Here is a 22,448-nt window from a genome sequence, read left to right as displayed (position 1 = left end):
TCGCCAGGAAACCGAAACAGTCAATGGCTGACGTTGCGCGCGTGTGCAGTATCCACGAATCCGACCGGCAGAACGAATTGGACGCGCGCGCCGGTCCTGCCGTCAGACGATGCCGAAAGTTGACCGCCGTGACGCTGAACGATCATGCGGCAGATCGCGAGGCCCAATCCCATTCCATTCGCTTTGGTCGTGACGAATGCGTCAAATATGTTGTTCAAACGTCCAGGATCAATCCCAGGTCCTGAATCCTCGACTGCGACCACGATTGTGTTGCGATCCCGAGGCTGTGTGCTCACCCGCAGCAGGCGTCGTTTTTCCGTTGTGGTGGCCATGGCTTCGATCGCATTGTGGACCAGGTTGAAGACCGCCTGTCGCAACTGACCCTGATCCCCGTCGACCAGCGGCAGATCGGATGCAAGTTCTGTTTCGGTCGCGACGCCGTGATCCCTCAACTGTCCGTGAAGCGATTGCAGCACGCCACGTGCAATCTCGTTGACATCGACCGGTTGTCGGCTGTGATCGACCTTCCTAAACAGGGCACTGATGCTGTTGAAGACCTCACTCGCGTGCCGGCAGTCGGAGACGATCCGATTCAGAATCGTCTGCAACTCATCCAGATCGGGCGGCGTCATTCCAAGAAATCTTATTGCCGCAAGACCGTTTGTCGCAATGGCCGCCAGGGGTTGACGTATTTCGTGGGCAATGGAGGCTGTGGCCGCCTCGACATTCAGCAGTTTGTTGTCTCGTTCGCGCTGCAGCGTCTCAACCGCCTCGCGCAGGGCGCGTTCGGTCCGTCGCTGGTCCGTTATATCGGTCGAGATGCCGCAAATTCCCTGGACTTCGCCGGTGTCTGAAATCAGCGGCACCTTCTTGGACAGGAGCAACCGGTCACCTGCAGGTGTCTTCGACATTTCCTCGGATTCCGACAGCTTGCCCGTCATCATGGCGGCGACGTCATTGCTTCGATACTGCTCCGCGATTTCTACGGGAAACACGTCATAGTCTGTTCTGCCGAGGCACTCCTCCCGAGTCACGTTGCACAGCATCTCCATGCCTCTGTTGAGGAAGGTATAGCGACCATCTTTGCGTTTGGCGTAAATGCTCGCGGCGCTGTTTTCGAGGACGGTGTGCAGGAGCAGATGGTTCTCTCGCAACGTCTCGTAGAGCGTTTCGATCCGCTGCCTCACGTCTGCAAAATGCTTGCGTGCTCTTGGCTCCGCGAGGTCCGCCTCGAGAGCATCAATCTCGCGCTTCAGTGTGGCATAGTGCGTTTCAAATTCCGGTTGCGACATCAGAATGCTCGGGCCAACCGGTTTCACGACCTCATATCGAAGCAGCCATCCGCGTCCACTTTGCGGACGCCACGATGACGCTGAGGCAGAGAGACAGCAACGCTACTACGATTTTGGCTCGTATTCAATCTCGCGTGCGGATCGGGCACGGAGGTTCTGCTGATGGTAGGTTCGTACCAACACTCATCCGCTTTGCGGGCCTGCGTGATTGGTTGTGCAGTGGACGAAAGTAGGGTCGCGAGGCCGTTTGCGAAGAATGATCTTCAGCAACCGTGCGCCCCAAACGTGCAAAGCCGATTGGCCCACATCAACCGCGATCCGATGTGCGAGGAAGTTGGTTGGGTGGGGGGATGGGGGCGAGGCGCCGATAGCGAATCTTGATAGGCCAGCGCTTTGCTTGCAGCAGCTCTGGCCTCGTCGAGTCCCCAGTTGTGCAAACACCATCAGTGCTCTAAAATCCCCCAGCAATGGCAAAAAAATCTCTCATTGCGATTGTCGATGACGATGAATCCATTCGCGTCTCGACGGCAAATCTCATCAGGGCGTTCGGATTCGCTGCCCGGGGTTTTGCGTCGGCTGAAGAGTTTCTGCAGTCGCCGGAACTCGGCGAAACCTCCTGCGTCATTTCTGATGTTCACATGCCGGGCATCAGCGGTCTCGAGTTGCAGAGCCGATTGGCATCCACAGATCGTCGAACGCCTGTCATCTTTATCACCGCTTTTCCGGATCCTCGAATCCAGGAGCGGGCGGTCGCGGGCGGGGCCATCTGCTTTCTCACGAAGCCTTTCGACGGACAGGCCCTCATTCAATGTGTCGATCGTGCCCTCAACCGGTCCAACAGTTGAGCGCATTAGCTTCTCTCTGGCCGGCACGCGGGCGGCGTTCAGTACCATTGCTATGAAAGTGTAACAGCCGCTGATAGCCGCGAGATCGAGGGCCCTTGTCGCCGAAGCGGGACTTGGCCCGCTCATAGGTCGGGTCCGACACGGGTTTGTTGCGGAGAAGCTCGATTGAGAAGTCGTAACACGTCGGCGCTCATGCCCCGGGGGCGACGACCATCTGCGATCGCGTCAACGATCGCCTTGGCGATACCGGCTTCCAGGGCGATGGGAGCGTGCGAACTCCATTCGAAATCCTGTGACTATTCGCGGGCGGCCACGAGGATCACGAGTTCGCTCAAGGTCGTGCCGATAGCCGACTTGCGGCACAGATAACTACCCATCTCCCGGGCGGCGACCATCGCTTCGGGGCTGTACATTAGCTTCTCGAAGGGTCCGCACGGCGGTCTCTTGATGGCCGCCTCGAACTCGGCGGCGGCTTTCTTCTGCGCATCCTCGCACTCTCAAGTGGAATTGCCGGCAGGCGCGGCGATTGCGCCAGAGCGGGTATTGCAAAGCACGAGGCGAGAGCGGCGAGCACGGCGATGCGAACCGTCATTGCAATCCTCCTCAGAATGAGCTGCTGCCGGGTTACAGCATGCATCAGATGCGCGGTAGCGTGCGCCGGTTGAGGGAGGCCATTGGTTCGGGATGATTGGCGGTTCCATCATAAGCGCCGGATGTCCGCTCTGCGGGGCAGATGGGGCTTCCGATCGGCGTGAGGAAATTCAGCCTATGCCCCTCAACGGACATTACTTTCAATTAACAGAGAACACACCATGGCTTAGCCGACGTTCTCGGGACTACCTGGGCGGCTTGGTCAATGTTCTCGATCGAATAGCAACCTGCAATCCGGACAGACGTTAAGCGCCATCACCGCGCGGACCCCAGTCAGTATCGGTGATGAGATCGCCCATCAGGCGCTCCCGCCTCACTCTAGCTTGGAAGGAGCGCGCCATGCGACGACGCTCACAGCCCCATACATTCGAAGAGAGTCGGAATGCGAAGAAAGTCCGCTTCGAAGTGGCGTCGTCGCAGCGCTCGCCATCATCGATCGTGCCGCAGGATGCGGACCATGACATGTATCTCGTATTACTGGACGCCTTTGGGGCATGGGTAGGCCGCGCCTGGGACGAGACCGATGATGATGAGGGTACGTATCGCGAGATGCTAATCCGCGACCTCTTGGACGGCGTGTACAGCCATCCGGTGCGCATCGTCGCCTTCAACACCGCCGAGGGATCTACCACCCCCGACACGCGTGCACAGTTGGATTTTTCAATCTAAGCCATTGATCTCTAATGACCGGATTTTGGCTCAGTTGGAAAAATTCTCTTGAGAAATCAAGGCCAACAGCGTGACTCTTAATCAGCGGGTCCCAGGTTCGAGCCCTGGTGCGCCCACCAAGCTTTTCAATGGCTTGGGCACCCTTCGCGACGGCCATTCCGACAAGTCGTCAGCGGCTATATGGCCGATCTTTCATTCTCGATCCTATTTCAAAGCAGAGCGTGGTCTCTGCGGCTTTCTTCTCGGCAAGATGCATGCGTCGGCGAACGTGGTACAGATCGAAAATCCGCGCATCGTGGAATAGGATATTGGGGCGAATTATTGGGCCAAGAGTCGTGTTGCATCCGAGTGCGCCTGGTCCACACAGCGCTGAATGCGACCAGGGTAAGGCTGTCGGTCCAAGGCTGATCCAAAACCTCGATACCGTTTTTTCCGAGAGGCCCGTGCCCCTGATGTCGGGCGCGATCAAGCGGTATAGGTCGGCCAACCTGTGCATCACGCCTAGCCATGCGAAGGACGTTTGTGGCCAGCCGTGGAGCAGCATGACGGTGGGACCGGAACCCGCGACCCGATAATGAATGTCGCAGCCATTCAAGCGGGCAATCCGGGATTCAATCTCGACAGAACGTGCGAGAGCCTGCGGGGCCGTTGCGGCGGCGAGGGTCGCACCGACCAGGGTCTTGAAGGCATTGCGGCGCCCGATGTCCATGAGCGTTTTCCATTTTCATACTGTCGGCCCCAATTTGGCATGAGGCAGCACTGGCACCATGCTGCGCCTGAAAACCGCTCAACCGGGACTGCCGGCAAGGCCATTCAGCTCATCGATCGCATCATCCGGCAAATCGAGTTCGGCTGCGGCGAGATTCTCGCGCAGATGCGCGACGGACGAAGTGCCGGGGATAAGGAGGATGTTGGGCGAGCGACGAAGCAGCCAAGCAAGCGCGACCTGCATGGGCGTTGCACCGAGGCTTGCAGCGACATCGGTTAGAGTGGACGATTGCAGGGGGGTGAACCCGCCGAGCGGAAAGAACGGCACGTAGGCGATGCCGTCACGGGCAAGGTCGTCGATCAAGGCGTCGTCAGACCTGTGGGCCAGATTGTATTGGTTCTGCACGCAGACGATCTTGCAAATCTTGCGTCCTTCCGCGACCTGCGCGGCGGTCACGTTGCTCAGCCCAATATGCCTTATCAGGCCCTGACGTTGCAGATCCGCCAAGACGTTCAGCGGCGCTTCGATCGAGCCCTCGGCCGGACCATGCGCGTCGATCATGACGCGAAAATTGACGACATCGAGCGCGTCGAGCCCGAGATTGCTCAGATTGTCGTGGACCGCCTGGGTGAGCTCTTCGCGCGAGACGGCCGGATTCCATGAAGCGTCCGCGCCGCGTCGGGCGCCGATTTTGGTGACGATGACGAGGTCTTTGGGATAGGGGTGCAGCGCCTCCCGGATCAGCTGGTTCGTGACATGCGGGCCGTAGAAGTCGGCTGTGTCGATATGATTCACGCCCGACGCGATGGCTGCTCGCAGGACTGCCAATGCCGCGGCGCGATCCCGGGGCGGACCGAACACGTGGGGGCCAGCAAGCTGCATGGCGCCGTAGCCAAGCCGCTTCACGCGGCGGTCTCCGAGGTCAAAGCTGGCAGTCGGGGCGGGGTTGGGCATAGGTCATCTCCATAAAATCCAATGGTCGGTAGGTAGACGTTGCCCGCGTGCTCGATAACTGGGTACAATCCGAACGGGTCGTTCGGAGAAGCGAACAGTGAAAGTCGATCTGGGTGAACTGAACGCTTTTGTGACCGTCGCGCGGGCCGGTGGCTTTCGCGACGGAGCTCGCTCGAGCGGGGCCAGTGCGTCAGGGCTCAGCGAAGCGGTAACCAGGCTGGAAGCGCAACTCGGCGTCAGATTGTTGAACCGAACGACGCGAACCGTGGCGCCCACCGAGGCGGGTCAGCGTCTCCTCGAGCGGCTCGGACCAGCATTCGCCGCGGTGGAAGCTGCCGTCGACGTCGTCAACAACTACCGCGACAGGCCTGCAGGCACGCTGCGTCTCAACGTACCCGTCAGCGCGGCACGCCTCGTGCTGCCCACCATCGTGCCGCGCTTCCTCGCGGCCTATCCCGACATTCGGCTGGAGATCATTGCGGAGGATAGTTTCATCGACGTTCTGGCGGCGGGTTGCGATGCCGGCATCAGATACGACGAACGTCTGGAGCAGGATATGATGGCCATACCGATCGGACCTCGCATTCAGCGCTTCGCAACCGCTGCCTCTCCAAACTATCTTGATCGCCACGGCCGGCCCAATCATCCTCGCGACCTCCTTAACTACGCTTGTCTTGGCGGCCGTTTTTCGTCCGGTGCGATGACGGCCCCGTGGGAGTTTGAACGTGAGGGCGAAATCGTTCGCGTCGAGCCCAAAGGACCTCTGCTGGTCAGCGTCGGGACGGCGACAGATCTCGCCGTTGCCGCGGCTATCGCCGGTACCGGCATCATCACCCTTTTCGAGGACTGGCTGCACCCCTATCTCGCCAGGGGTCAGCTCGAGCCGGTGCTCGAACCCTGGTGGCAAAGCTTTTCGGGTCCCTTTCTCTACTATCCTGGCCGACGTCTCGTGCCGGCGCCGTTGCGCGCATTCATAGATTTCGTAAGGGGTCTACCGTCGCACTCAGTGCTTGGGGCAACGTCCACCGCGTAGACAATGCGTTTGCCAGCAGCGAGTCGCTCACTTGTTGAGGGTTCAGAGCCGCGCGCGGATTGGATTCTCGTGAACCCAGCCGGTCTGCCGATATATTCTGATCCTCAAGATCTTCCGCGGCAGCGCATGTAGCCGGTCAATCCGGCTGTCAGAACTCCTAGGCGCAGAACCCCAGGTGCACTCGGCTGGCACTGCTGTGGCTTGCTGCTTCCGATTGTGCCATATAAAAGAAGTAGAGCATCCGAGGGGAACGGCCATGTGCAATCTGTTCGCGCGACAGCCTCAACGCAACTACGAAACGCAGACCCGTTCGCTGCGGATTGGAGGGCACTGCACATCCATTCGTCTCGAACTCGCATTTTGGGACACGTTGGAAGAGATTGCAGCAAAGGAGAGGATGAGCCTCGCCAAATTTCTGACAACTCTTCACAATGAGGTCCTTGAGCATTACGGCGAAGTGAACAATTTCACCTCGCTCTTGCGATGTTGCTGCCTGATCTATCGCTCCAGTGGCGACAGTACGAAGAGTGATTTCGTTACGCCGATATCAGTGTTGCGGAGCAGCGAGCCGGAGTCCCGGCTCTCCGCCTTGGAGCGCAAGCGGCATGAAGAAGCAGCTCTGGCACTTTTCAAGTGACAGAGCTGCTTGCCCGTAGACGAACTTAGATCTCCTTCTTCTGCATTGCGGCAGCTATGTAGTCCGCCTGCCGGATTGCCAGCGATACGATCGACAGCGTCGGATTGCAGGCTGCGCCCGAGGTGAATTGACTGCCGTCGGAGATGAACAAGTTCTTGATGTCGTGAGTCTGGCCGAACTTGTTCACCACGCCGTCCCTGGGCTTCTCGCTCATGCGGTTGGTGCCGAGGTTGTGTGTGCTCGGATAGGGCGGTGTCGGGTAGGTTACGGTGGCGCCGACGGCTTCGTAGACGGCGGCCCCCTGCTTGTAGGCATGGGCACGCATCGCGATGTCGTTCGGATGATCGTCGAAATGGACGTTCGCGACCGGCATGCCGAACTTGTCCTTGACCTTCGGATCGAGCGTGATCCGGTTGGTCGCTTGCGGCATGTCTTCGCCGACGAGCCACATGCCGGCCATGCGCGGATAGCCCTCCATCGCTGACGTGAAGGGGCGACCCCAGCCGCCGGGATTGAGGAACGCGGCCATGAAGGGCAGGCCGATCGACAACGTTTCCATCTCGTAGCCGCCGACGAAGCCGCGCTTCGGATCGTTCCTGGCCTCATCGCGGACGATGCCGGCCATGGTGGTGCCGCGATACATGTGCACCGACTTCTCGAAGACGGCGTAGACGCTGCCGGTCATGTGCCGCATGTAGTTGCGGCCGACTTGGCCCGATGAGTTGGCGAGCCCATCGGAGAACATGTTGGAGGCGCTGTTGAGCAATAGCCGCGGGCTCTCGATCGAGTTACCGGCGACCGCCACAATGCGGGCCTTCTGGCGCTGCATCGTGCCGGTCTCGTCGGCATAGACCACGCCAGTCACCTTGCCAGACGCGTCATGCTCGATCTTGATCACCATGCTGCCCGGTCGCACTTCGAGATTGCCGGTGGCCTCGCCCTTAGGAATCTCGGTGTAGAGCGTCGACCACTTTGCGCCGGACTTGCAGCCCTGGAAGCAGAAGCCGATCTGCTGGCAAGAGCCGCGGCCATCGCGCGGCTCGCTGTTGATCGCCATTCGCCCGGTGTGGACGTCCTTATAGCCAAGTTTCTTGGCGCCGGCCTCCAGCACCTTGAAATTATTATTGCCAGGCAGGCCCGGGATGCCGTTGGTCCGCGTCACGCCCATCTTGTCCTCGGCCTTGGCGTAGTACGGCTCCATCTCCGCGAGCGTGATCGGCCAGTCCAGCAGGTTCGCGCCGGGAATTTCGCCGTAGGCCGACTTGATCCTGAACTCGTGCTCGTCGAAGCGCAGCGACGCGCCGGCCCAATGAGTGGTCGAACCACCGACTGCCTTCACGATCCAGGCTGGCAGGTTCGGGAAATCCTTGGCGACGCGCCAGCTTCCCGATGTCGTGCGCATGTCCGACCAGGCGAGCTGCCCGAAGCTCTCCCACTCGTCGTTGACGAAGTCCTGGTTCTCGACACGCGGACCGGCTTCGAGGATGACGACCTTGACGCCTTTTTGCGCGAGCTCGTTGCCGAGCGTTCCCCCGCCTGCGCCGGAGCCGACGATGACGACCACGCCGCTGTCATTGAGATCGAATTTTGCCATGTTATTTTCTCCAAACCGCTCGCAGCCTAGACTTTCGGGAGCCAATCGATGTCGGCGAAGCCGCGCTTGATGTAGCCGCCATGCTCGGCCGAGGAGCCCTCGTAGCCGAATTTCGGCCAGACCTCTTTCTGGATGTAGAGCGAGACGACGAGGTCGCTGCGGATCTTCTGGAAGAATGCGGTCTGCTCGATCTGCTGGAGCAGTGCGACCCGGTCGTTCTCCCATTGCACCTGCACATAGGGGACCTTGTGACGGTCGTTGGCCGCTCTATCGAGCTGGGTAATGCCGTCGGAGATCAGCGACTTGATGGCGGGATCCTTGGCTGCCTTGCCGTCCCACGGCTTCACCGCGGTGATGTAATAGCTGTCGCCGAGGAAATCGTGTGGATAGATGTCGCGCGCCATCTTCACCAGGGTCTTCAGCGTCGCTGGTGTCAGCGTGGTCGCGTCATCGGCCCACGCGTCGCTGACGCCGAGGCCCATACTGGTCGCGATTGCAACCGCCGGTGCCGTTGCAGCCGCCCCCTTCAGGAACACGCGGCGATCATATTTGCTGCGACGATCGACTTCTCTCATGAGTTTCCTCCGTGGCATGTCTTGTTTATTGCAATTAGCCGAAGCGACCGCCCCGCTGGATCACTTCGATCTTGTATCCGTCCGGATCGGCGACGAAGAAGAAACGCGCCAGAGTCGCGCCGTCATGCTTGAAGTCGCGCAGAGGTCCCGGTGATAGATTCTCGCGTTCGAAACGCTTGTGTTCCGCGTCAACGTCGTCGACGACGACTGCAAGATGGCCGTAGCCGTCGCCCAGCGCGTAAGCCGCTTTTCGATCGAAATTGACGGTCAGCTCGACCTCGAACGGTGAAGACGGATGGCGCAGATAGATCAGTGCGAAGTCGGAAAACTTCAGATGATCTGCGACATCGAGCCCAAAAGCACGCTTGTAGAAGTCGAGCGATTTCGCTTCATCGAGCACGCGGATCATCGAGTGAACCGGTTTGGCCATTCAGTTGAGCTCCTTGAGGTAGGCGATAATCGCAGCGCGAGTTTCCGGTTTGGCTTGCCGATAGGCCATCACCGCACCCGGAATCAGCGCCTGCGGATTTGTCAGCCAGGCATCAAGCCTCGCGTCGTCCCAGACGAAGTCTGCTTTGGCGAATCCATCCGAGTAGTGAAACCCGTCCGCCCTGCCGGCGGAACGTCCGACGACCTTGTAAAGTGATGGCCCCTGTCGGACTGGGTCCGACAGGTTCGTGGTATGGCACGTGGCGCATTGGTGTTTGAACAGCATTGCGCCGTCGAGAGGCTTGGCGGCTGGCAGCGGCATCTGAGCGCTGGCTGTTGGCGCAACAAGAAATGCAGTGCAAACGCCGGCCGCCATTACTCTTATTGAGCCGAACTTGGCCATCGATCCTCCGTGATGATGGAGGACCTTAGAGGACACAAATCCATACTTGGTAGTAACGGGTTGTTTCATTGCGAACGATCGACATGTTCCGCGGTGCACCGCAGCACTGCGGCTATCCATTTCGAAGGATTGGCTGGTCGGCGCCGCGAATTAAGCCCACTGGCACAGAAAATGCTGAGGCACCGTCGCCGATGGAGACCCGAAGGTCGCCGAGGAAACGGAGGAGATGATGAGAGCCCAAGTATTGAGAGCGTATGACGAGAAGCTTTCCAACGACCAGTGGGTCAGCGAGGAAAGAGTGCCGGATCCCAAGCTGACCAAATCTACGGACGTCATCGTCCGTATCGGCGGCGCGGGTGTCTGCAGGACCGATCTTCATATCATCGAAGGCGTCTGGAAGCCGCATATGGATCCGACCGGCGACAAACTGCTACCCATCATCATGGGACACGAAAATGCAGGCTGGATCGAAGAGGTTGGCAAGGAAGTTGAGGGCCTGAAGAAAGGCGACCCGGTAATCGTTCATCCGAAGATCACCGGCGGCACGTGTCTCGCCTGTCGTCGTGGCTTCGACATGCACGGTCCCGGCACTTTTCCGGGTCTCGATTGCAACGGCGGCTACGCGGAATTCCTTTGCACCTCGGAACGCAATATCGTGCCGCTGCCGCGGACGCTCGCGCCGAAGGATGTGGCGCCCTACGCGGATGCGGGCCTCACGGCCTATCGAGCGATCAAGAAGGCCACGCGTCACCTTCTGCCGGGCGAATCCTGCGTCGTTATTGGAGCGGGTGGCTTGGGCCACATCGGAATCCAGTGCCTCAAGGCGATGTGTGCGGCCGACGTTATCGTGGTGGACAAGTCCGAAGCGTCGCTGAAATTGGCCGAAAAGTCCGGCGCCGATCATCTGGTGAAGGCCGACGGCAACGAAGTGGCAGCGGTGCTGGCTCTGACTGCCGGAAACGGCGCGGAAGCGGTGATCGATTTCGTCGGCGAGAAGGGCACGACATCCAAAGGCCTGGCGATGACCCGTCCGATGGGCAGCTATTACGTCGTTGGCTATGGTGAGGACATCCGTGTTCCGACCGTCGACATGGTGATTACCGAGAAAAACATCATCGGAAATCTGGTCGGCACATGGGCCGAGCTAACGGAGTTGATGGCCCTCGCGGAGCGAGGTTTGGTTGAACTCGCGACCGCCGAATATCGCCTGGCGGATGCGAACAAGGCGTTGCACGATCTCAACGCCGGCAAGATTCATGGACGCGCTGTCTTAATTCCTTAATTCAGAACCAAGTCATCCATCGCGAGAATGCACTCCTCGCGATGGATTTGACGTCCCTCCGTCTGTCCAGGCAACCGCGCAGACTGCTCATGTTGCGGCGCAAATGCTGCGGGGCTGGACGAATACCCGCGCGGTTCGCACAAAGTCTCATTTTGCGTCGTCGTCGCAATTTGCAACGCGACCGGTCTCAGGGCGATACCCGCAATCATCCAATGTCGTCCAGCTCTGTCTTCTGCTGGCGCAGAAGACGATCCGATAGAAGCCCTCGAAGATCTGGCACGGCTGTTGCACACCTCCTCTGCTGGTACTCGCTGGCGAAGCACACCGATACGGCCAAGAACGAGCCGCTTCGCCTTGAGGCGCGCATCAGAGGCAAGCTCTTGCGCCTGGCGTCCGTATCCGCCGCGAGACATTGCAAGCCAACGCCATCGCCGACGCCGCACTTCGCGTGTGGTCGCGGTGCTATGTGGAAAGCTCGGAGAATTATTCACGCGATATCGACAGGAGGCCAGAATGGGCAAGAGCTCCAAGAATCCTCACCACGGTTCGGCGGGTTGCTGCGCCGTCTGCGGCGGAAAGTTTGGGCTTATTCGCTACTACTGCTGGCGTACGGCGCTCTGCTCCAGGAAGTGCGTCGACCGGTTCAGAGTGCGCAGGGAGGCCGACCATAGATGGCTCCGCTGGTTGCGAGCCGCTTAGGTGTTCAACGATCACATAGTGGCATTGTAATGCTTCGCGTTGGGAGGCGCCACATGAGGTTTATTCTGGTGAACGGCAGAACGCCATGTCCGAAAACGTTCTGCATGCTTTGCTGTGAGCCAATTCACGCAAGCTATCTGAGAGAGTTCAGTACCGGTCTGCCCTTTTGCGATCATGGTTGTTACGCCCTCTATTCCGGCCGCTGGATGTCGAGAGCTGGACAATCAAAACACTCAGCCGTTGCGGAAGACTATCGCTAGTTTGAGCAGTAGAACAAGGAGCCTGCTCGCAACGCGCGGCCGCCGGCATAAGCGAAAGAACGCCGATCGCCAAGTGCGACCGAGTGATCACTCCCGGTCTGAAAGAGCCCCCGGGCCATTGACGCCCGCAGGAGAAGCGCTGTCGCGCCGTCGCTTCAAGCTCGATAAGATGTGCCAGGTTGGCAGTCCCGAAAAACTCCTGACCTAACGAGCAGTCTGCTGACGATTCAGGGATGTGCCGGCGAAGGCCAGACCGGTTTCGATCAGCATCGATCACCCGCAAGTGCTTGCTGGCCGGCTGAGAGCCGACCTTCAGAAGGTCTCTCTCCGGGTCTCTCAACGTGCAGCATCGATCAAGAGCGAAAAAGTAATTTCAGCATCCAAGCAAGCAACTGATCGATGTTGCGATGCAAAATTTGCGGTGCAATAGTTGACGCCTGTGCGCGTCTGAGATTCTCATTTTGCAATTCATGTCGCAATTTGCATCTCATCAGTCGCGAGCCAAGCGTTGCAACGCCTCTGTCCTCGTTCATTTCCGCGCTTACCCAATCAAAAATCATTTGGCTGGGCCCTCAGACACGCTGGCACGGCCATTGCAAAGCTCTTGGCACAACAACGCCGACTGCTCCGTCTGGGGCGAGCCGCGAAAAGAACGAGGGAAGGGGATGCTCAGCTGAAGGCGCGCTTCATGCGGGATGGGACAACTGCGATCGGGGGCCGCCGGGTCCGAAGATCGTCCCGGATCATCGCTGGAGCGCTCCACAGTCATCCTAAGACCCTTGCCGATATCAAACGTCCGGTCGTGCGAACGGCCGCGAGGTGGCCCGTAACGCACGGGTAAGCACTGCCCGGCCCGTCGAGGTCCTGGGCAGGCGGAATATCGAAGTGGTCTCTGACCCGATCAGGAGGATAGACTAGATGTCTGGAACTTTAACACTCAACAAGATCACCGCCCAGCGCGGCATTTCCGTCGGCGAAGCTGCAAAGAAGATTGCGGATCTCGGGTGGAATCCGTCCTACGTGCAGGAAGCGATGACCTTCCCCACGGACTACAAAATCACGAAGGCGCCGAAGGATCCGATGAAGCAAGTCCTTCGCTCCTACTTCCCAATGCAGGAAGAAAAGGACAACCGCGTCTATGGCGCGCTCGATGCTGCTCTGCGCGGCGACATGTTCCGCAACGTCGAGCCGCGCTGGGTCGAGTGGATGAAGCTCTTCCTGGCGATCATCCCGTTTCCAGAGATCTCCGCTGCGCGGTCCATGGCCATGGTCGGGCGCCTTGCCCCCGGCGAAGATCTGCGCACCGGCTTCACGATGCAGATGGTCGACGAGTTCCGTCACTCGACGATCCAGATGAACCTGAAGAAATGGTACATGGAGAACTACATCGACCCGGCCGGGTTCGACATCACGGAGGAGGCGTTCGGGAAATGCTACGCCACCACCATCGGCCGCCAGTTCGGTGAAGGATTCATCACCGGCGACGCCATCACGTCGGCGAACGTTTACCTGACCGTGGTCGCCGAGACCGCGTTCACGAATACGCTGTTCGTCGCCATGCCGTCGGAAGCGGCCCGCAACGGTGACTATGCGCTGCCGACAGTGTTCCTCTCGGTTCAGTCGGACGAAAGCCGCCACATCGGCAACGGCCACTCAATGCTGATGTCGATGCTGAAGGAGCCCGAGAACCATCTGCTGCTCGAGCGCGACATGCGCTACGCGTTCTGGCAGAACCACGCCATCGTGGATGCCGCCATCGGCACCTTCATCGAGTACGGCACCACCAACCGCGACAAGACCAAGGAGTCTTACGCGGAGATGTGGCACCGCTGGATCTTCGAGGACTATTATCGGACCTACATGCTGCCGCTCGAAAAGTACGGCATCAAGATTCATCATGACGACGTGCAGACCGCCTGGAAACGGCTGACCGAGAAGCACTACGTGCACAAGGTCGCGCAGTTTTTCGCAGTCGGCTGGTCGGCGAACTTCTGGCGCATCGAGGCCCAGACCGACAAGGACTTCGAGTGGTTCGAGCACAAGTACCCGGGCTGGTATGCTCAGTTCGGCGAGTTCTGGAAGTGGTACGAGAAGCTATCGCATCGCGGCCAGACCAACATCCTCTTCAACAGCGATGTCGGCTATGTCTATCCGCATCGTTGCTGGTCGTGCCTGGTGCCTTGCCTGATCCGCGAGGATATCGTCACGGATGAGATCGACGGCAAGCTCTACACGTTCGCCCATGAGATCGATCGCTGGACGGCGGTTGAAGCTTTCGCCGGCGAATATGAGGGGCGTCCGACCCCGGCGATGGGACGGTTCAGCGGCCGTCGCGAGTGGGAAAGCGTCTATCACAACGTGGATATCGCCGACGCCATCAAAGATCTGGGCTTCGTGCGTACGGACGGCAAGACCCTGGTCGCCCAGCCGCACCTGCGCTTCGACGAGAAGGAAATGTGGACGCTCGACGATGTCCGCGGCCACATTCTCAAGAGCCCGCTGCTCACCCTGCGGGAGATGAGCCCGGCCGACCGCGAGGCGCATCTCGCCGACTATCGCAAGGGATTCACCATCAATCCCTGCAACTAAGCGAAGGGGGAAGGAGCCGGCTCCGGCTGGCTCCTTCCCTGCCAATCACCGGAAGATTCGCAAGCCTTGGTTTGAGGAGGCCCCTATGGGCGCGCCCGCTAATGTCGTTCGCCTGCAACCCGTAGGCATAGAATTCGAGGTTGAAGAGAATGAAACCGTTCTCGACGCCGCTTTCCGCCAGGGCATCGCACTGCCGCATGGTTGCAAGGAAGGCCAATGCTCCGCATGCAAGTGCGTGCTTACCGGCGGCGATGTGGAGCTGAAGAAATACTCGACGTTCGCCCTCAACGAGATGGAGCGCAGCCAGGACTACATCCTGCTGTGCCGGACGCTGGCCTATTCGGATCTTGAAGTGGAACTCCTCAACTACGACGAGGAGGTGCTGTCGAAGTCGATCCCCGTCAGGGACTTCACGGGCACAGTCACGAGCATCTCCGCGCTGACCCACGACATTCGGCGGCTCGAAATCTCGCTGGAGCAACCTCTGAAGTTCTGGGCGGGTCAATATGTCGACATCACGCTCCCGGGGGCAGAGACGATTACGCGCTCGTTTTCCATGGCAAATTCGCCGGGCGAAAGCCAAAAACTCGCATTCATCATCAAAAAGTACCCGAACGGACGCTTCTCCTCCCGACTTGACGGAGACCTCGCCGTCGGAACCGAGGTCGGGATCAAGGGACCTTACGGGACGTGCTTCCGGAGAGAAAACAAAACCGGAGCCATGATCCTGGTCGGTGGAGGATCGGGAATGTCGCCATTGTGGTCGATCCTCCATGATCACATCAGTTCTGGGGAGGTACGTCCGGTGTATTTCTTCTACGGGGCCCGTACGCAAAACGATCTTTTCTATCTCGATCGATTCAAGGAACTGTCCTCGAAGCATCCCGAGTTTACGTTCGTCCCGGTGCTCTCCCACGCTGTCGATGATGCGGCCTGGCATGGAGAAAAGGGCTTCGTGCACGAAGCGGTCGGAGCTCACCTACGTACTTCCGGATATGGCGAGGACGTCGACGTCTATGCCTGCGGACCATCGCCCATGATCGAGGCGCTCACGCCGGTGCTGCAGATGAACGATGTCGAGTCCGAACGCGTCTTCTTCGACAAGTTCACGCCAGCCAACAACTGAGCTTTCTGAGCGTCGATCCAGCAAGTGTAAAGCCACCAAGGAGGAAGACTATGACTGCCGTTCCAAGCGTTTCAGTAGGATCCGGCGCTGCCGGTGCTGCAATATTTCCTGACTCGGACAGCCGCAAGTACCGGTATTTCGAACCACGTAGCAAGCGAGCCACGCACTACGAGGACGTGACCGTCGACGTGCAGCCGGATCCGGAGCGCTATTTGCTGCAGGACTGGATCATCTCCTTTCCCAACGGCAAGGGTGCCTACACCAAGGACAACACGGCAGCTCTGAGCTCGAATTGGCATGCCTTTCGTGCTCCGGACCAGGAGTGGGAACGGACCCATTACCAGAGGCAGTCCAAGATCGAGGCGATGGTTCAAGCGGTGATCGCCAACGGCCGCAAGTCCGGCGCGCCGAAGTCCTTCGACAAGGCGTGGATCAAGGTCCTGCAGAATCATCTTGGTGCATGGAAGCATGTCGAGTTCGGGCTCGGCACCTCGCTGATGCAAGCTCAGCGTTACGGCTACACCCAGATGATCAACAACGCGACGTTGACCAACTCGTCCTACAAGCTCCGCCTTGCCCAGGATATCACGCTCTATCTGGCTGAAATCGGAATGGATATTCCGAGCTTCGACGACGCAGCCGGCAAGCACATCTGGCTCGAGGACAAGGGTTGGCAGGGCACTCGGGAAGCGATCGAGTCGATCATGGGCTCGGCCGACTACCTCGAGCAGTATTTTGCCACCAATATCGTGTTCGAGCCGCTCGTCGGCGAACTGTTCCGCAGCGGCTTCCTGATGCAGGTGGCCTCATCGAACGGGGACTTCATCACGCCGCCCGTCATCTCGGCGGCCGAAGCCGATTATGAGCGCAACCTCGCGAACACGATCGACCTGATGCATCTGCTCGTCACCGACAATCAGCATGCCGCCCACAACAAGAAGCTGTTCCAGGGCTGGGTGAACAAGCATGTGGCACTTGCCAACAAGGCAGCCGCGGGCCTGCAGCCGATCTGGTCGCAGCCGCATTCGAAGCCGGTGCAATACGCCGATGCCCGCGCGCAGTCCGTCGAACGCATCAAGAAGATACTCGGCGAACTCGGCCTCACCCTTCCCAAGGAGTAAATTGCAATGTCCGTTGCTTCCAGATCTGCCACCAACCAGAACATCTTCCAGAAGATGGGAGACCTTCGTTTCGAACAAACGATTTCCCATCAGTGCGGCGTCACGATGAACGACAGCGTGGAGGCGCGTGCCATCGCCGAGTTCATGGGCAAGAAGCCGAACGTGACCGTGACCTATCAGCCAGCCCTGATCCGCATCGACGGGGAGGGCAAGCTGATCTTCAAGATGGACGAAATCAGCGAGATTCTCGGGAAGGAAATGACAGCCGAGATCTTCGAAGTGAATACCTCAACGCATTACGGCCGAATGGTTCGCATCGACGACAATACGGTGACCCTGTTCGGCAACATGGACGAGGTGTTCGAGTACATCGAGTAACCGTTTCTCCCGAGACTGGGTGGGGCTGCATCCACCCGGATTGCAGCTCCACCACCTTCTCGCGCGGTCGGTCGTTTCCGACATCGATGAAAAAGCACCTATAAACTTTGGAGACTATCATGTTCATACCCCCTTCTGGCGAGGAAGTGTTCGTCATCGACGGTCACACCCATTTCTGGGACGGCAGCCCGGCGAACCAGCTCAACATTCACGGCAAGCAATTCATTGATTGCTTCTACGCCTATCACACCTCGCTCAGTCCGAAGGACAAGCTCTGGCCGAAGGAGCAGTTCGAGAAATACAGCGCCGAGCAGATGTATCGCGATCTGTTCGTCGATGGCCCGGACGATATGGCCATCGTGCAGTCGACCTACCTGACGGAATTCTACAAGAACGGGTTCAACACCATCGACCGCAACGCCGAGATGGCGAAGAAGTACAAGGATCGCTTCATCGTCAATGGCGCGTTTGATCCGCGGGATGGAGAGCGTGCGCTCGAGTACATCCATTACATGAAGGAGACGTTCGGCATCAAGGGCGTCAAGCTCTATACGGCGGAGTGGAAGGGCGATTCGCGGGGCTGGAAGCTCACCGATCCCAACGCCTATCGCTGCTTCGAACTCTGCGAAAAGCTCGGTATCAAGAACATTCATGTCCACAAAGGGCCGACGATCATCCCGCTGGACAAGGATGCGTTCGATGTCCACGACGTCGATCACGCAGCCACCGACTTCCAGGGGCTGAATTTCATCATCGAGCATTGCGGCCTGCCGCGGCTTGACGATTTCTGTTGGATCGCGGTGCAGGAGACCAACGTCTATGGTGGCCTGGCGGTGGCGCTGCCGTTCATTCACGGCCGCCCGCGGTATTTCGCCGAAGTGATCTCCGAACTCTTGTTCTGGGTCGGCGAAGACAAGCTTCTTTTCGGCAGTGACTACGCCATCTGGACGCCCCGTTGGCTGGTCGAAAAGTTCTGGAACTTCGAGCTGCCCGAGGATCTGAAGCAGGAGCACGGCGTCGATCTCACCCCGCAGGCCAAGAAGAAGATTCTGGGTCTTAACGCCGCGCGCCTTTATGGCGTCGACGTCGAAGCACAGAAGGCGAAGCTTGCGAAAAAAGCTCACGCGGTCGCTGCGGAGTGATGAGGATGGGCGAGGTCCTCCAACATCGTGACCGAAAGACCAGCGAGGTGTGGGCACGCCTCGCAACGGTCACGGATCCCGAGCTAGACGAGTCCGTGACCGACCTTGGGTTCGTCGAACTCGTCACCGTGCATGACGATGGCGGAGTCGACATCGTTTTTCGCTTGCCGACCTACTGGTGTTCGGCGAACTTCGCATTCCTCATGGCCGACGACATGCGTCAGGCGGTGTCAGCGCTGCCGTGGGTACGTCATGCGCGACCGCAGCTCCGGGATCACATGGTCGCTCAGGAGATCAACCAGGGCGTCAGCGAGGGGAAGTCATTCGCCGACGCGCTCAAGGAGTTTGCACCCGGAGGCTCTCTTGATGACTTGCGCGAGAAGTTTCGCCGGAAGGCGTTCGAGCGGCGGCAGGAGTTCATGATCCTGGCGTTGCGCGGCCTGGGTTACGAGGATCCGGCGATCTGCCGGATGACCATGGGCACCTACGATGGGGTCGACTTCGGGCCGGGAGACGTTTCGCGTCAGAAACTGCGTTATCGTGAGCTTCTGGTTCAACGGCACCTCGTTCATCTCCCCGACGATCGCGCTTTCGTCACTTACGAGGGCGACGCCATCAGACGTCACGAGCTGCCCCCGTATCTGCAGCGGCTGCGGGGGGTGCGGATCAATATGGAGTTCAACAGCTCACTATGCAGGGGTCTTCTTGCTGCCCGTTATCGCGAGCTCGGCGGGAGCAGTACGGAACGGACATCCGCATGCGGGGCTTGTGGCAGTGGTTGTTCCGCGCGGACCATCGGGCTGCATGGGGCTACCGAACAACGTACCGTCGCGCCCGCGTGAGGCGCGTCTGCGAGTGCCGAAAAAGGAGCGGTTAGCAAGTCCGCCCGACCTGACAAACAACAGACCACGTGGGGAGTGAAACGCGATGCCAAAAGTTCTGCTGCATGACGTAGAAGCCCGTCGCGCTCTTGCGCGCGGAGTCCAGAAGCTTGCCGCTGCAATCGAATCGACGCTCGGTCCGAAAGGCATGAACGCGATGGTCGACAGGCCGATCGGTACGCCTATCGTGTCACGAGATGGCGTGACGATCGCCTCGGAAATCGAATTGCCGGATCGATTCGAGAACATGGGCGCGCAGGTGGTGCGCGAGGTCTCGAAGCAGACCAACGAAGTCGCGGGCGATGGAACGACGACCGCGATGGTGCTCGCGAACGGTCTCATTCAAGGAGGCGTTGCGGCCCTGGAACGCGGCGCCAAGGCCGTGGATCTCTGTAAAGGTATTGACCGGGCCGTCGAGGTCGTTGTCGAGACCCTGAAGAGTTCGGCAATCACCGTATCGGATCGCAAAACGCTGCAAGCGGTGGCGACGATTGCGTCGACCGACGCCCATCTTGGTGGATTAATCGCCGAGGCAGTGGAGCGCGTCGGCAAGGATGGCATCATCAGTTCCGAGTACGGGTTGACGACCAGCACGACGCTCGAGGTCGTTGAAGGCATGTCGTTCGACCGTGGCTACATTTCCCATCACATGGTGACGGACGTCGAGAAGATGGAAGTGGTGCTGGATCAGCCCTACATCCTTCTGACCGACCTGAAGATCAAATCGCCGAGCGAGCTGTCCGCGGTGCGCACGTCGGTTGCCACGACCGGGCGGCCGCTGGTGATAGTCGCTGAGGAGATTGCGCCCGAAGTCGTCGTCACACTGCTTGGCGATAGCAACCGCGGCAAGGTATTGGTGGTCAATCCGCCCGACTATGGCCACTGGCGCAAGGCGATGATGGACGATCTTGCCATCATGACCGGCGGACGCGTGATCGCCCGCGAGCTTGGAGGCAGGCTGGAAGAGGCGAACCTTGCCGATCTCGGTACTGCGCGGCAGGTTCGGGCCAGTGCGCGCGAAACGGTGATCATTCGTGGCGGTGGCGACGATGCGGCGATCGCGGCGCGGCGCCAGCAGGTGGCCAAACAATACGACCTGGCACCACCTAATATCGAGCAAGACAAGCTCAAGGAGCGGCTCGCGAAGCTCTCAGGTGGGACAGCCGTGATTTTCGCCGGGGGTGTCACGCCAGTGGAACAGAAGCGGACGATCCAGTTGATCGACGATGCACTCAGCGCGGCGCGTGCGGCAGCCGAAGAGGGCATCGTGCCGGGAGGCGGCACGGCGTTGGCGCAGTGCGCGCCGGTGGTTGCTCGCACGCTCGGCAACGTCAATGGCGACCTGGGCGAAGGAATCAAGCTGGTGCGCGAGACGCTATCCCGTCCCGCCGCGTTCATTGCCCGGAACGCGGGGCACGATTCGGAAAAGGTCGTGGCCGACTTGCAGCGCGCGCCGGCGGGTGTCGGCTTCGACGCTGCCAACGGCAAGTTCCTCGACATGGTCTCGGCCGGCATCGTCGACCCGGTCCGAGTGACATACACCGCCCTTCGAAACGCGGCTTCCGTGGCCACGCTGGTGCTGACCACCAACACGTTGGTTGCAGACGTGCCGGAGTACATCGATCCGACACAGGGGCCGGCCCTAGGCGGCGGGGCAGAGAAGCTTGGGCGTGCATGAGGCGCGTGTACGCGGTCCGTATTCCGCCGCGCCGGATCCGCCGCGCGGGACACCGTGGCCAGATACTCGGATCAATCGCAAACCTGAGCGAGCGGAGAGGGGCGGCGGATCGGGCGCCTCGGCATCGAAATCATCACCAAGGAGGGGAAGTCATGCGTAAGTATGTTGCGGAATTCATCGGCACGTTCGCACTCGTGTTCTTCGGCTGCGCGACCGTGATCTTCATGCGATCCGAAGTCGGTTTACTGGGCGTGGCGTTTGCATTCGGCCTGTCGGTGGTCGCGATGGCCTATTCGATCGGGCATATCTCGGGCGCGCACCTCAACCCGGCCGTCAGCCTCGGCGTGCTCGTGGCCGGCCGGATGGGGCCGCGGGATTTCGGCGGTTACGTCGTCGCGCAGTTCATCGGCGGAATCGCGGCTGCAGCGGTGCTGTATCTGATCGCGGAAGGCAAGGTCGGCGGCTATGACGTCGCAGCGAACGGCTTCGCCCAGAACGGTTGGGGACAATATGGCGTGCTCTCCGCGTTCGTATTCGAGGCCGCTGCGACGTTTCTGTTCCTGACCGTGATCCTGGGTGCAACGCAAAAAGGCGCGGCATCGGTCTACGCGGGTTTGGTGATCGGCCTCACCCTGGTGGCGATCCATCTCGCTGGCATCGCTGTATCGGGCGCCTCGGTCAATCCGGCGCGCTCGTTCGGCCCAGCACTGTTCGCCGGCCCCGATGCGCTGTCGCAGGTGTGGCTATATTTCGTGGCGCCGTGCATCGGGGCCGCACTGTCCGGTTACGTGTTCAAGGTCGGCGTGACGCGCGAAATGGTGGCGACAGCTTGAGCTCCGCGATCGCGTGATTGGGCGGTGACAATGATCTAGAACGAGCTACAATCTTGGAAGCTCCGGCATGCGCCGAAGGAGGCGGTACAACAAGCCTCCACGGCCATCCGACTGACCGGGGAAGGAGGAGACCATGGTCCACATCATTTCAAAGCGCGACGGTCCGCGCCGCGAGGAGGCCGCGGCGAAGGACTTCATTCAGAAGAACCGCACGAGGATCGACGCGGTCGCCAACCATCTGACCGGTGGGCGCTGGCAGGAGTTGCGCAATCCCACGCCTCCTCCGCAGCCCCAGCCGTCAGGCAAGCTGTGGTACACGCCGCCGAGCCGTCCGAGAGAGGCGGAACCCTATGTGCGGATCAGCCTCAACGGCCGCGTCGTGATCGTAGATCTCGGGTCGGGGCGACAACTCCATTTTGTCGGCGAACTGCGTGGAAGGGGCCAATCGCGATACTTCGCCCTGGCGACGCAGGAGAACGGGATCTTCGATCCGCTGGATGAGGAAATCCGGAAAGTCCTCGCCGATCTTGAGGGCGTGAGCGTGCCCGACGAGACGTCGGAGCAGAGGCTGGAACAAGTCATCGCAGGCCGTCTCGGCTTGGATGCCGTCGCCAAAAGCGCCGATTGATCTCCGTGAGTCGGGCCTGTGGGGATTGCGATCCCGGCCA

General features: G+C 59.8%; 21 protein-coding genes. 14 read left to right on the top strand and 7 right to left on the bottom strand.

Annotated elements, in window-relative coordinates; translation table 11 throughout:
* Positions 1–20 precede the first annotated feature (20 nt).
* Positions 21–1,292, bottom strand: coding sequence for a nitrogen regulation protein NR(II) (locus NLM33_RS15385; protein ID WP_254096863.1), 1,272 nt, complete (start codon positions 1,290–1,292; stop codon positions 21–23).
* 467 nt (positions 1,293–1,759) lie between these two features.
* Between NLM33_RS15385 and NLM33_RS15380 the strand changes: the two genes are divergently transcribed.
* Positions 1,760–2,137, top strand: a complete 378-nt coding sequence (locus NLM33_RS15380) for a response regulator transcription factor (protein ID WP_254096862.1) — start codon at positions 1,760–1,762, stop codon at positions 2,135–2,137.
* 990 nt (positions 2,138–3,127) lie between these two features.
* On the top strand, positions 3,128–3,457 hold the full coding sequence (locus NLM33_RS15375) for a hypothetical protein (protein ID WP_254096861.1): 330 nt from the start codon (positions 3,128–3,130) through the stop codon (positions 3,455–3,457).
* Positions 3,458–3,626: 169 nt separating this feature from the next.
* Here the strand turns inward: NLM33_RS15375 and NLM33_RS15370 are convergent, their stop codons facing one another.
* Both NLM33_RS15370 and NLM33_RS15365 read right to left on the bottom strand, forming a co-directional pair.
* Entirely contained in the window at positions 3,627–4,166 is a 540-nt protein-coding gene (locus tag NLM33_RS15370; protein WP_254096860.1) for an alpha/beta fold hydrolase, read from the bottom strand.
* A gap of 78 nt (positions 4,167–4,244) precedes the next feature.
* Positions 4,245–5,120, bottom strand: a complete 876-nt coding sequence (locus tag NLM33_RS15365; RefSeq protein WP_254096859.1) for an aldo/keto reductase family oxidoreductase — start codon at positions 5,118–5,120, stop codon at positions 4,245–4,247.
* Positions 5,121–5,217: 97 nt separating this feature from the next.
* On the opposite strand from NLM33_RS15365, the gene NLM33_RS15360 reads away from it, so the two are divergent.
* Both NLM33_RS15360 and NLM33_RS15355 read left to right on the top strand, forming a co-directional pair.
* A complete protein-coding gene (locus NLM33_RS15360) occupies positions 5,218–6,153 on the top strand; it encodes a LysR family transcriptional regulator (RefSeq protein ID WP_254096858.1) in 936 nt (311 codons plus the stop codon).
* Between the two features lie 256 nt (positions 6,154–6,409).
* On the top strand, positions 6,410–6,790 hold the full coding sequence (locus NLM33_RS15355; protein ID WP_254096857.1) for a ribbon-helix-helix domain-containing protein: 381 nt from the start codon (positions 6,410–6,412) through the stop codon (positions 6,788–6,790).
* A 25-nt stretch (positions 6,791–6,815) separates the two neighbouring features.
* On the opposite strand, the gene NLM33_RS15350 is transcribed toward NLM33_RS15355, so the two are convergent.
* The 4 genes from NLM33_RS15350 to NLM33_RS15335 are packed head-to-tail and all read right to left on the bottom strand — an operon-like array spanning position 6,816 to position 9,710.
* Complete coding sequence (locus NLM33_RS15350; protein ID WP_254096856.1) at positions 6,816–8,384, bottom strand: GMC family oxidoreductase; 1,569 nt, start codon at positions 8,382–8,384, stop codon at positions 6,816–6,818.
* Between the two features lie 26 nt (positions 8,385–8,410).
* On the bottom strand, positions 8,411–8,959 hold the full coding sequence (locus tag NLM33_RS15345) for a gluconate 2-dehydrogenase subunit 3 family protein (RefSeq protein WP_254096855.1): 549 nt from the start codon (positions 8,957–8,959) through the stop codon (positions 8,411–8,413).
* Between the two features lie 34 nt (positions 8,960–8,993).
* Positions 8,994–9,389, bottom strand: a complete 396-nt coding sequence (locus NLM33_RS15340; RefSeq protein WP_254096854.1) for a VOC family protein — start codon at positions 9,387–9,389, stop codon at positions 8,994–8,996.
* Entirely contained in the window at positions 9,390–9,710 is a 321-nt protein-coding gene (locus NLM33_RS15335; RefSeq protein ID WP_371930121.1) for a cytochrome c family protein, read from the bottom strand.
* Positions 9,711–10,020: 310 nt separating this feature from the next.
* Between NLM33_RS15335 and NLM33_RS15330 the strand changes: the two genes are divergently transcribed.
* The 10 genes from NLM33_RS15330 to NLM33_RS15285 all read left to right on the top strand — a co-directional run bounded on the left by NLM33_RS15330 (position 10,021) and on the right by NLM33_RS15285 (position 22,408).
* Entirely contained in the window at positions 10,021–11,073 is a 1,053-nt protein-coding gene (locus NLM33_RS15330; RefSeq protein ID WP_254096853.1) for an NAD(P)-dependent alcohol dehydrogenase, read from the top strand.
* Positions 11,074–12,950: 1,877 nt separating this feature from the next.
* Positions 12,951–14,621, top strand: a complete 1,671-nt coding sequence (locus NLM33_RS15325; protein WP_254096852.1) for an aromatic/alkene/methane monooxygenase hydroxylase/oxygenase subunit alpha — start codon at positions 12,951–12,953, stop codon at positions 14,619–14,621.
* Positions 14,622–14,706: 85 nt separating this feature from the next.
* A complete protein-coding gene (locus NLM33_RS15320; RefSeq protein WP_254096851.1) occupies positions 14,707–15,747 on the top strand; it encodes a 2Fe-2S iron-sulfur cluster-binding protein in 1,041 nt (346 codons plus the stop codon).
* Positions 15,748–15,797: 50 nt separating this feature from the next.
* A complete protein-coding gene (locus NLM33_RS15315) occupies positions 15,798–16,868 on the top strand; it encodes an aromatic/alkene monooxygenase hydroxylase subunit beta (protein WP_254096850.1) in 1,071 nt (356 codons plus the stop codon).
* A 6-nt stretch (positions 16,869–16,874) separates the two neighbouring features.
* Positions 16,875–17,246, top strand: coding sequence for an MmoB/DmpM family protein (locus NLM33_RS15310; protein ID WP_027550986.1), 372 nt, complete (start codon positions 16,875–16,877; stop codon positions 17,244–17,246).
* Between the two features lie 119 nt (positions 17,247–17,365).
* Positions 17,366–18,388 (top strand): amidohydrolase family protein, encoded by a 1,023-nt coding sequence (locus NLM33_RS15305; RefSeq protein WP_254096849.1) that lies wholly within the window; start codon positions 17,366–17,368, stop codon positions 18,386–18,388.
* Positions 18,389–18,393: 5 nt separating this feature from the next.
* Positions 18,394–19,230 (top strand): metal-sulfur cluster assembly factor, encoded by an 837-nt coding sequence (locus NLM33_RS15300; protein ID WP_254096848.1) that lies wholly within the window; start codon positions 18,394–18,396, stop codon positions 19,228–19,230.
* An 85-nt stretch (positions 19,231–19,315) separates the two neighbouring features.
* Positions 19,316–20,947, top strand: a complete 1,632-nt coding sequence (locus tag NLM33_RS15295; protein WP_254096847.1) for a molecular chaperone GroEL — start codon at positions 19,316–19,318, stop codon at positions 20,945–20,947.
* 152 nt (positions 20,948–21,099) lie between these two features.
* The gene (locus tag NLM33_RS15290) at positions 21,100–21,780 is read left to right on the top strand and encodes an aquaporin (protein WP_254096846.1); all 681 of its coding nucleotides are present in this window, start codon (positions 21,100–21,102) and stop codon (positions 21,778–21,780) included.
* 133 nt (positions 21,781–21,913) lie between these two features.
* Positions 21,914–22,408 carry a hypothetical protein gene (locus NLM33_RS15285; RefSeq protein ID WP_254096845.1) on the top strand — a complete coding sequence of 165 codons (495 nt, stop codon included), beginning with the start codon at positions 21,914–21,916 and terminating at the stop codon, positions 22,406–22,408.
* The last annotated feature ends 40 nt before the right edge of the window (positions 22,409–22,448 follow it).

The sequence above is a fragment of the Bradyrhizobium sp. CCGUVB1N3 genome, assembly GCF_024199925.1.
GTDB lineage: Bacteria > Pseudomonadota > Alphaproteobacteria > Rhizobiales > Xanthobacteraceae > Bradyrhizobium.
The sequence above is the reverse complement of the archived record's forward strand: the minus strand, read 5'-3'. Positions and strand labels throughout refer to the sequence as shown.

Bases quoted from the DNA above. Each gene is read 5' to 3' on its own strand.
- NLM33_RS15325 (WP_254096852.1), top strand. From the start codon at position 12,951: ATGTCTGGAACTTTAACACTCAACAAGATCACCGCCCAGCGCGGCATT.
- NLM33_RS15295 (WP_254096847.1), top strand. From the start codon at position 19,316: ATGCCAAAAGTTCTGCTGCATGACGTAGAAGCCCGTCGCGCTCTTGCG.
- NLM33_RS15380 (WP_254096862.1), top strand. From the start codon at position 1,760: ATGGCAAAAAAATCTCTCATTGCGATTGTCGATGACGATGAATCCATT.
- NLM33_RS15370 (WP_254096860.1), bottom strand. From the start codon at position 4,166: ATGGACATCGGGCGCCGCAATGCCTTCAAGACCCTGGTCGGTGCGACC.
- NLM33_RS15385 (WP_254096863.1), bottom strand. From the start codon at position 1,292: ATGTCGCAACCGGAATTTGAAACGCACTATGCCACACTGAAGCGCGAG.
- NLM33_RS15290 (WP_254096846.1), top strand. From the start codon at position 21,100: ATGCGTAAGTATGTTGCGGAATTCATCGGCACGTTCGCACTCGTGTTC.
- NLM33_RS15375 (WP_254096861.1), top strand. From the start codon at position 3,128: ATGCGACGACGCTCACAGCCCCATACATTCGAAGAGAGTCGGAATGCG.
- NLM33_RS15305 (WP_254096849.1), top strand. From the start codon at position 17,366: ATGTTCATACCCCCTTCTGGCGAGGAAGTGTTCGTCATCGACGGTCAC.
- NLM33_RS15335 (WP_371930121.1), bottom strand. From the start codon at position 9,710: ATGCCGCTGCCAGCCGCCAAGCCTCTCGACGGCGCAATGCTGTTCAAA.
- NLM33_RS15285 (WP_254096845.1), top strand. From the start codon at position 21,914: ATGGTCCACATCATTTCAAAGCGCGACGGTCCGCGCCGCGAGGAGGCC.
- NLM33_RS15320 (WP_254096851.1), top strand. From the start codon at position 14,707: ATGGGCGCGCCCGCTAATGTCGTTCGCCTGCAACCCGTAGGCATAGAA.
- NLM33_RS15340 (WP_254096854.1), bottom strand. From the start codon at position 9,389: ATGGCCAAACCGGTTCACTCGATGATCCGCGTGCTCGATGAAGCGAAA.
- NLM33_RS15310 (WP_027550986.1), top strand. From the start codon at position 16,875: ATGTCCGTTGCTTCCAGATCTGCCACCAACCAGAACATCTTCCAGAAG.
- NLM33_RS15345 (WP_254096855.1), bottom strand. From the start codon at position 8,959: ATGAGAGAAGTCGATCGTCGCAGCAAATATGATCGCCGCGTGTTCCTG.
- NLM33_RS15330 (WP_254096853.1), top strand. From the start codon at position 10,021: ATGAGAGCCCAAGTATTGAGAGCGTATGACGAGAAGCTTTCCAACGAC.
- NLM33_RS15315 (WP_254096850.1), top strand. From the start codon at position 15,798: ATGACTGCCGTTCCAAGCGTTTCAGTAGGATCCGGCGCTGCCGGTGCT.
- NLM33_RS15355 (WP_254096857.1), top strand. From the start codon at position 6,410: ATGTGCAATCTGTTCGCGCGACAGCCTCAACGCAACTACGAAACGCAG.
- NLM33_RS15365 (WP_254096859.1), bottom strand. From the start codon at position 5,120: ATGCCCAACCCCGCCCCGACTGCCAGCTTTGACCTCGGAGACCGCCGC.
- NLM33_RS15300 (WP_254096848.1), top strand. From the start codon at position 18,394: ATGGGCGAGGTCCTCCAACATCGTGACCGAAAGACCAGCGAGGTGTGG.
- NLM33_RS15350 (WP_254096856.1), bottom strand. From the start codon at position 8,384: ATGGCAAAATTCGATCTCAATGACAGCGGCGTGGTCGTCATCGTCGGC.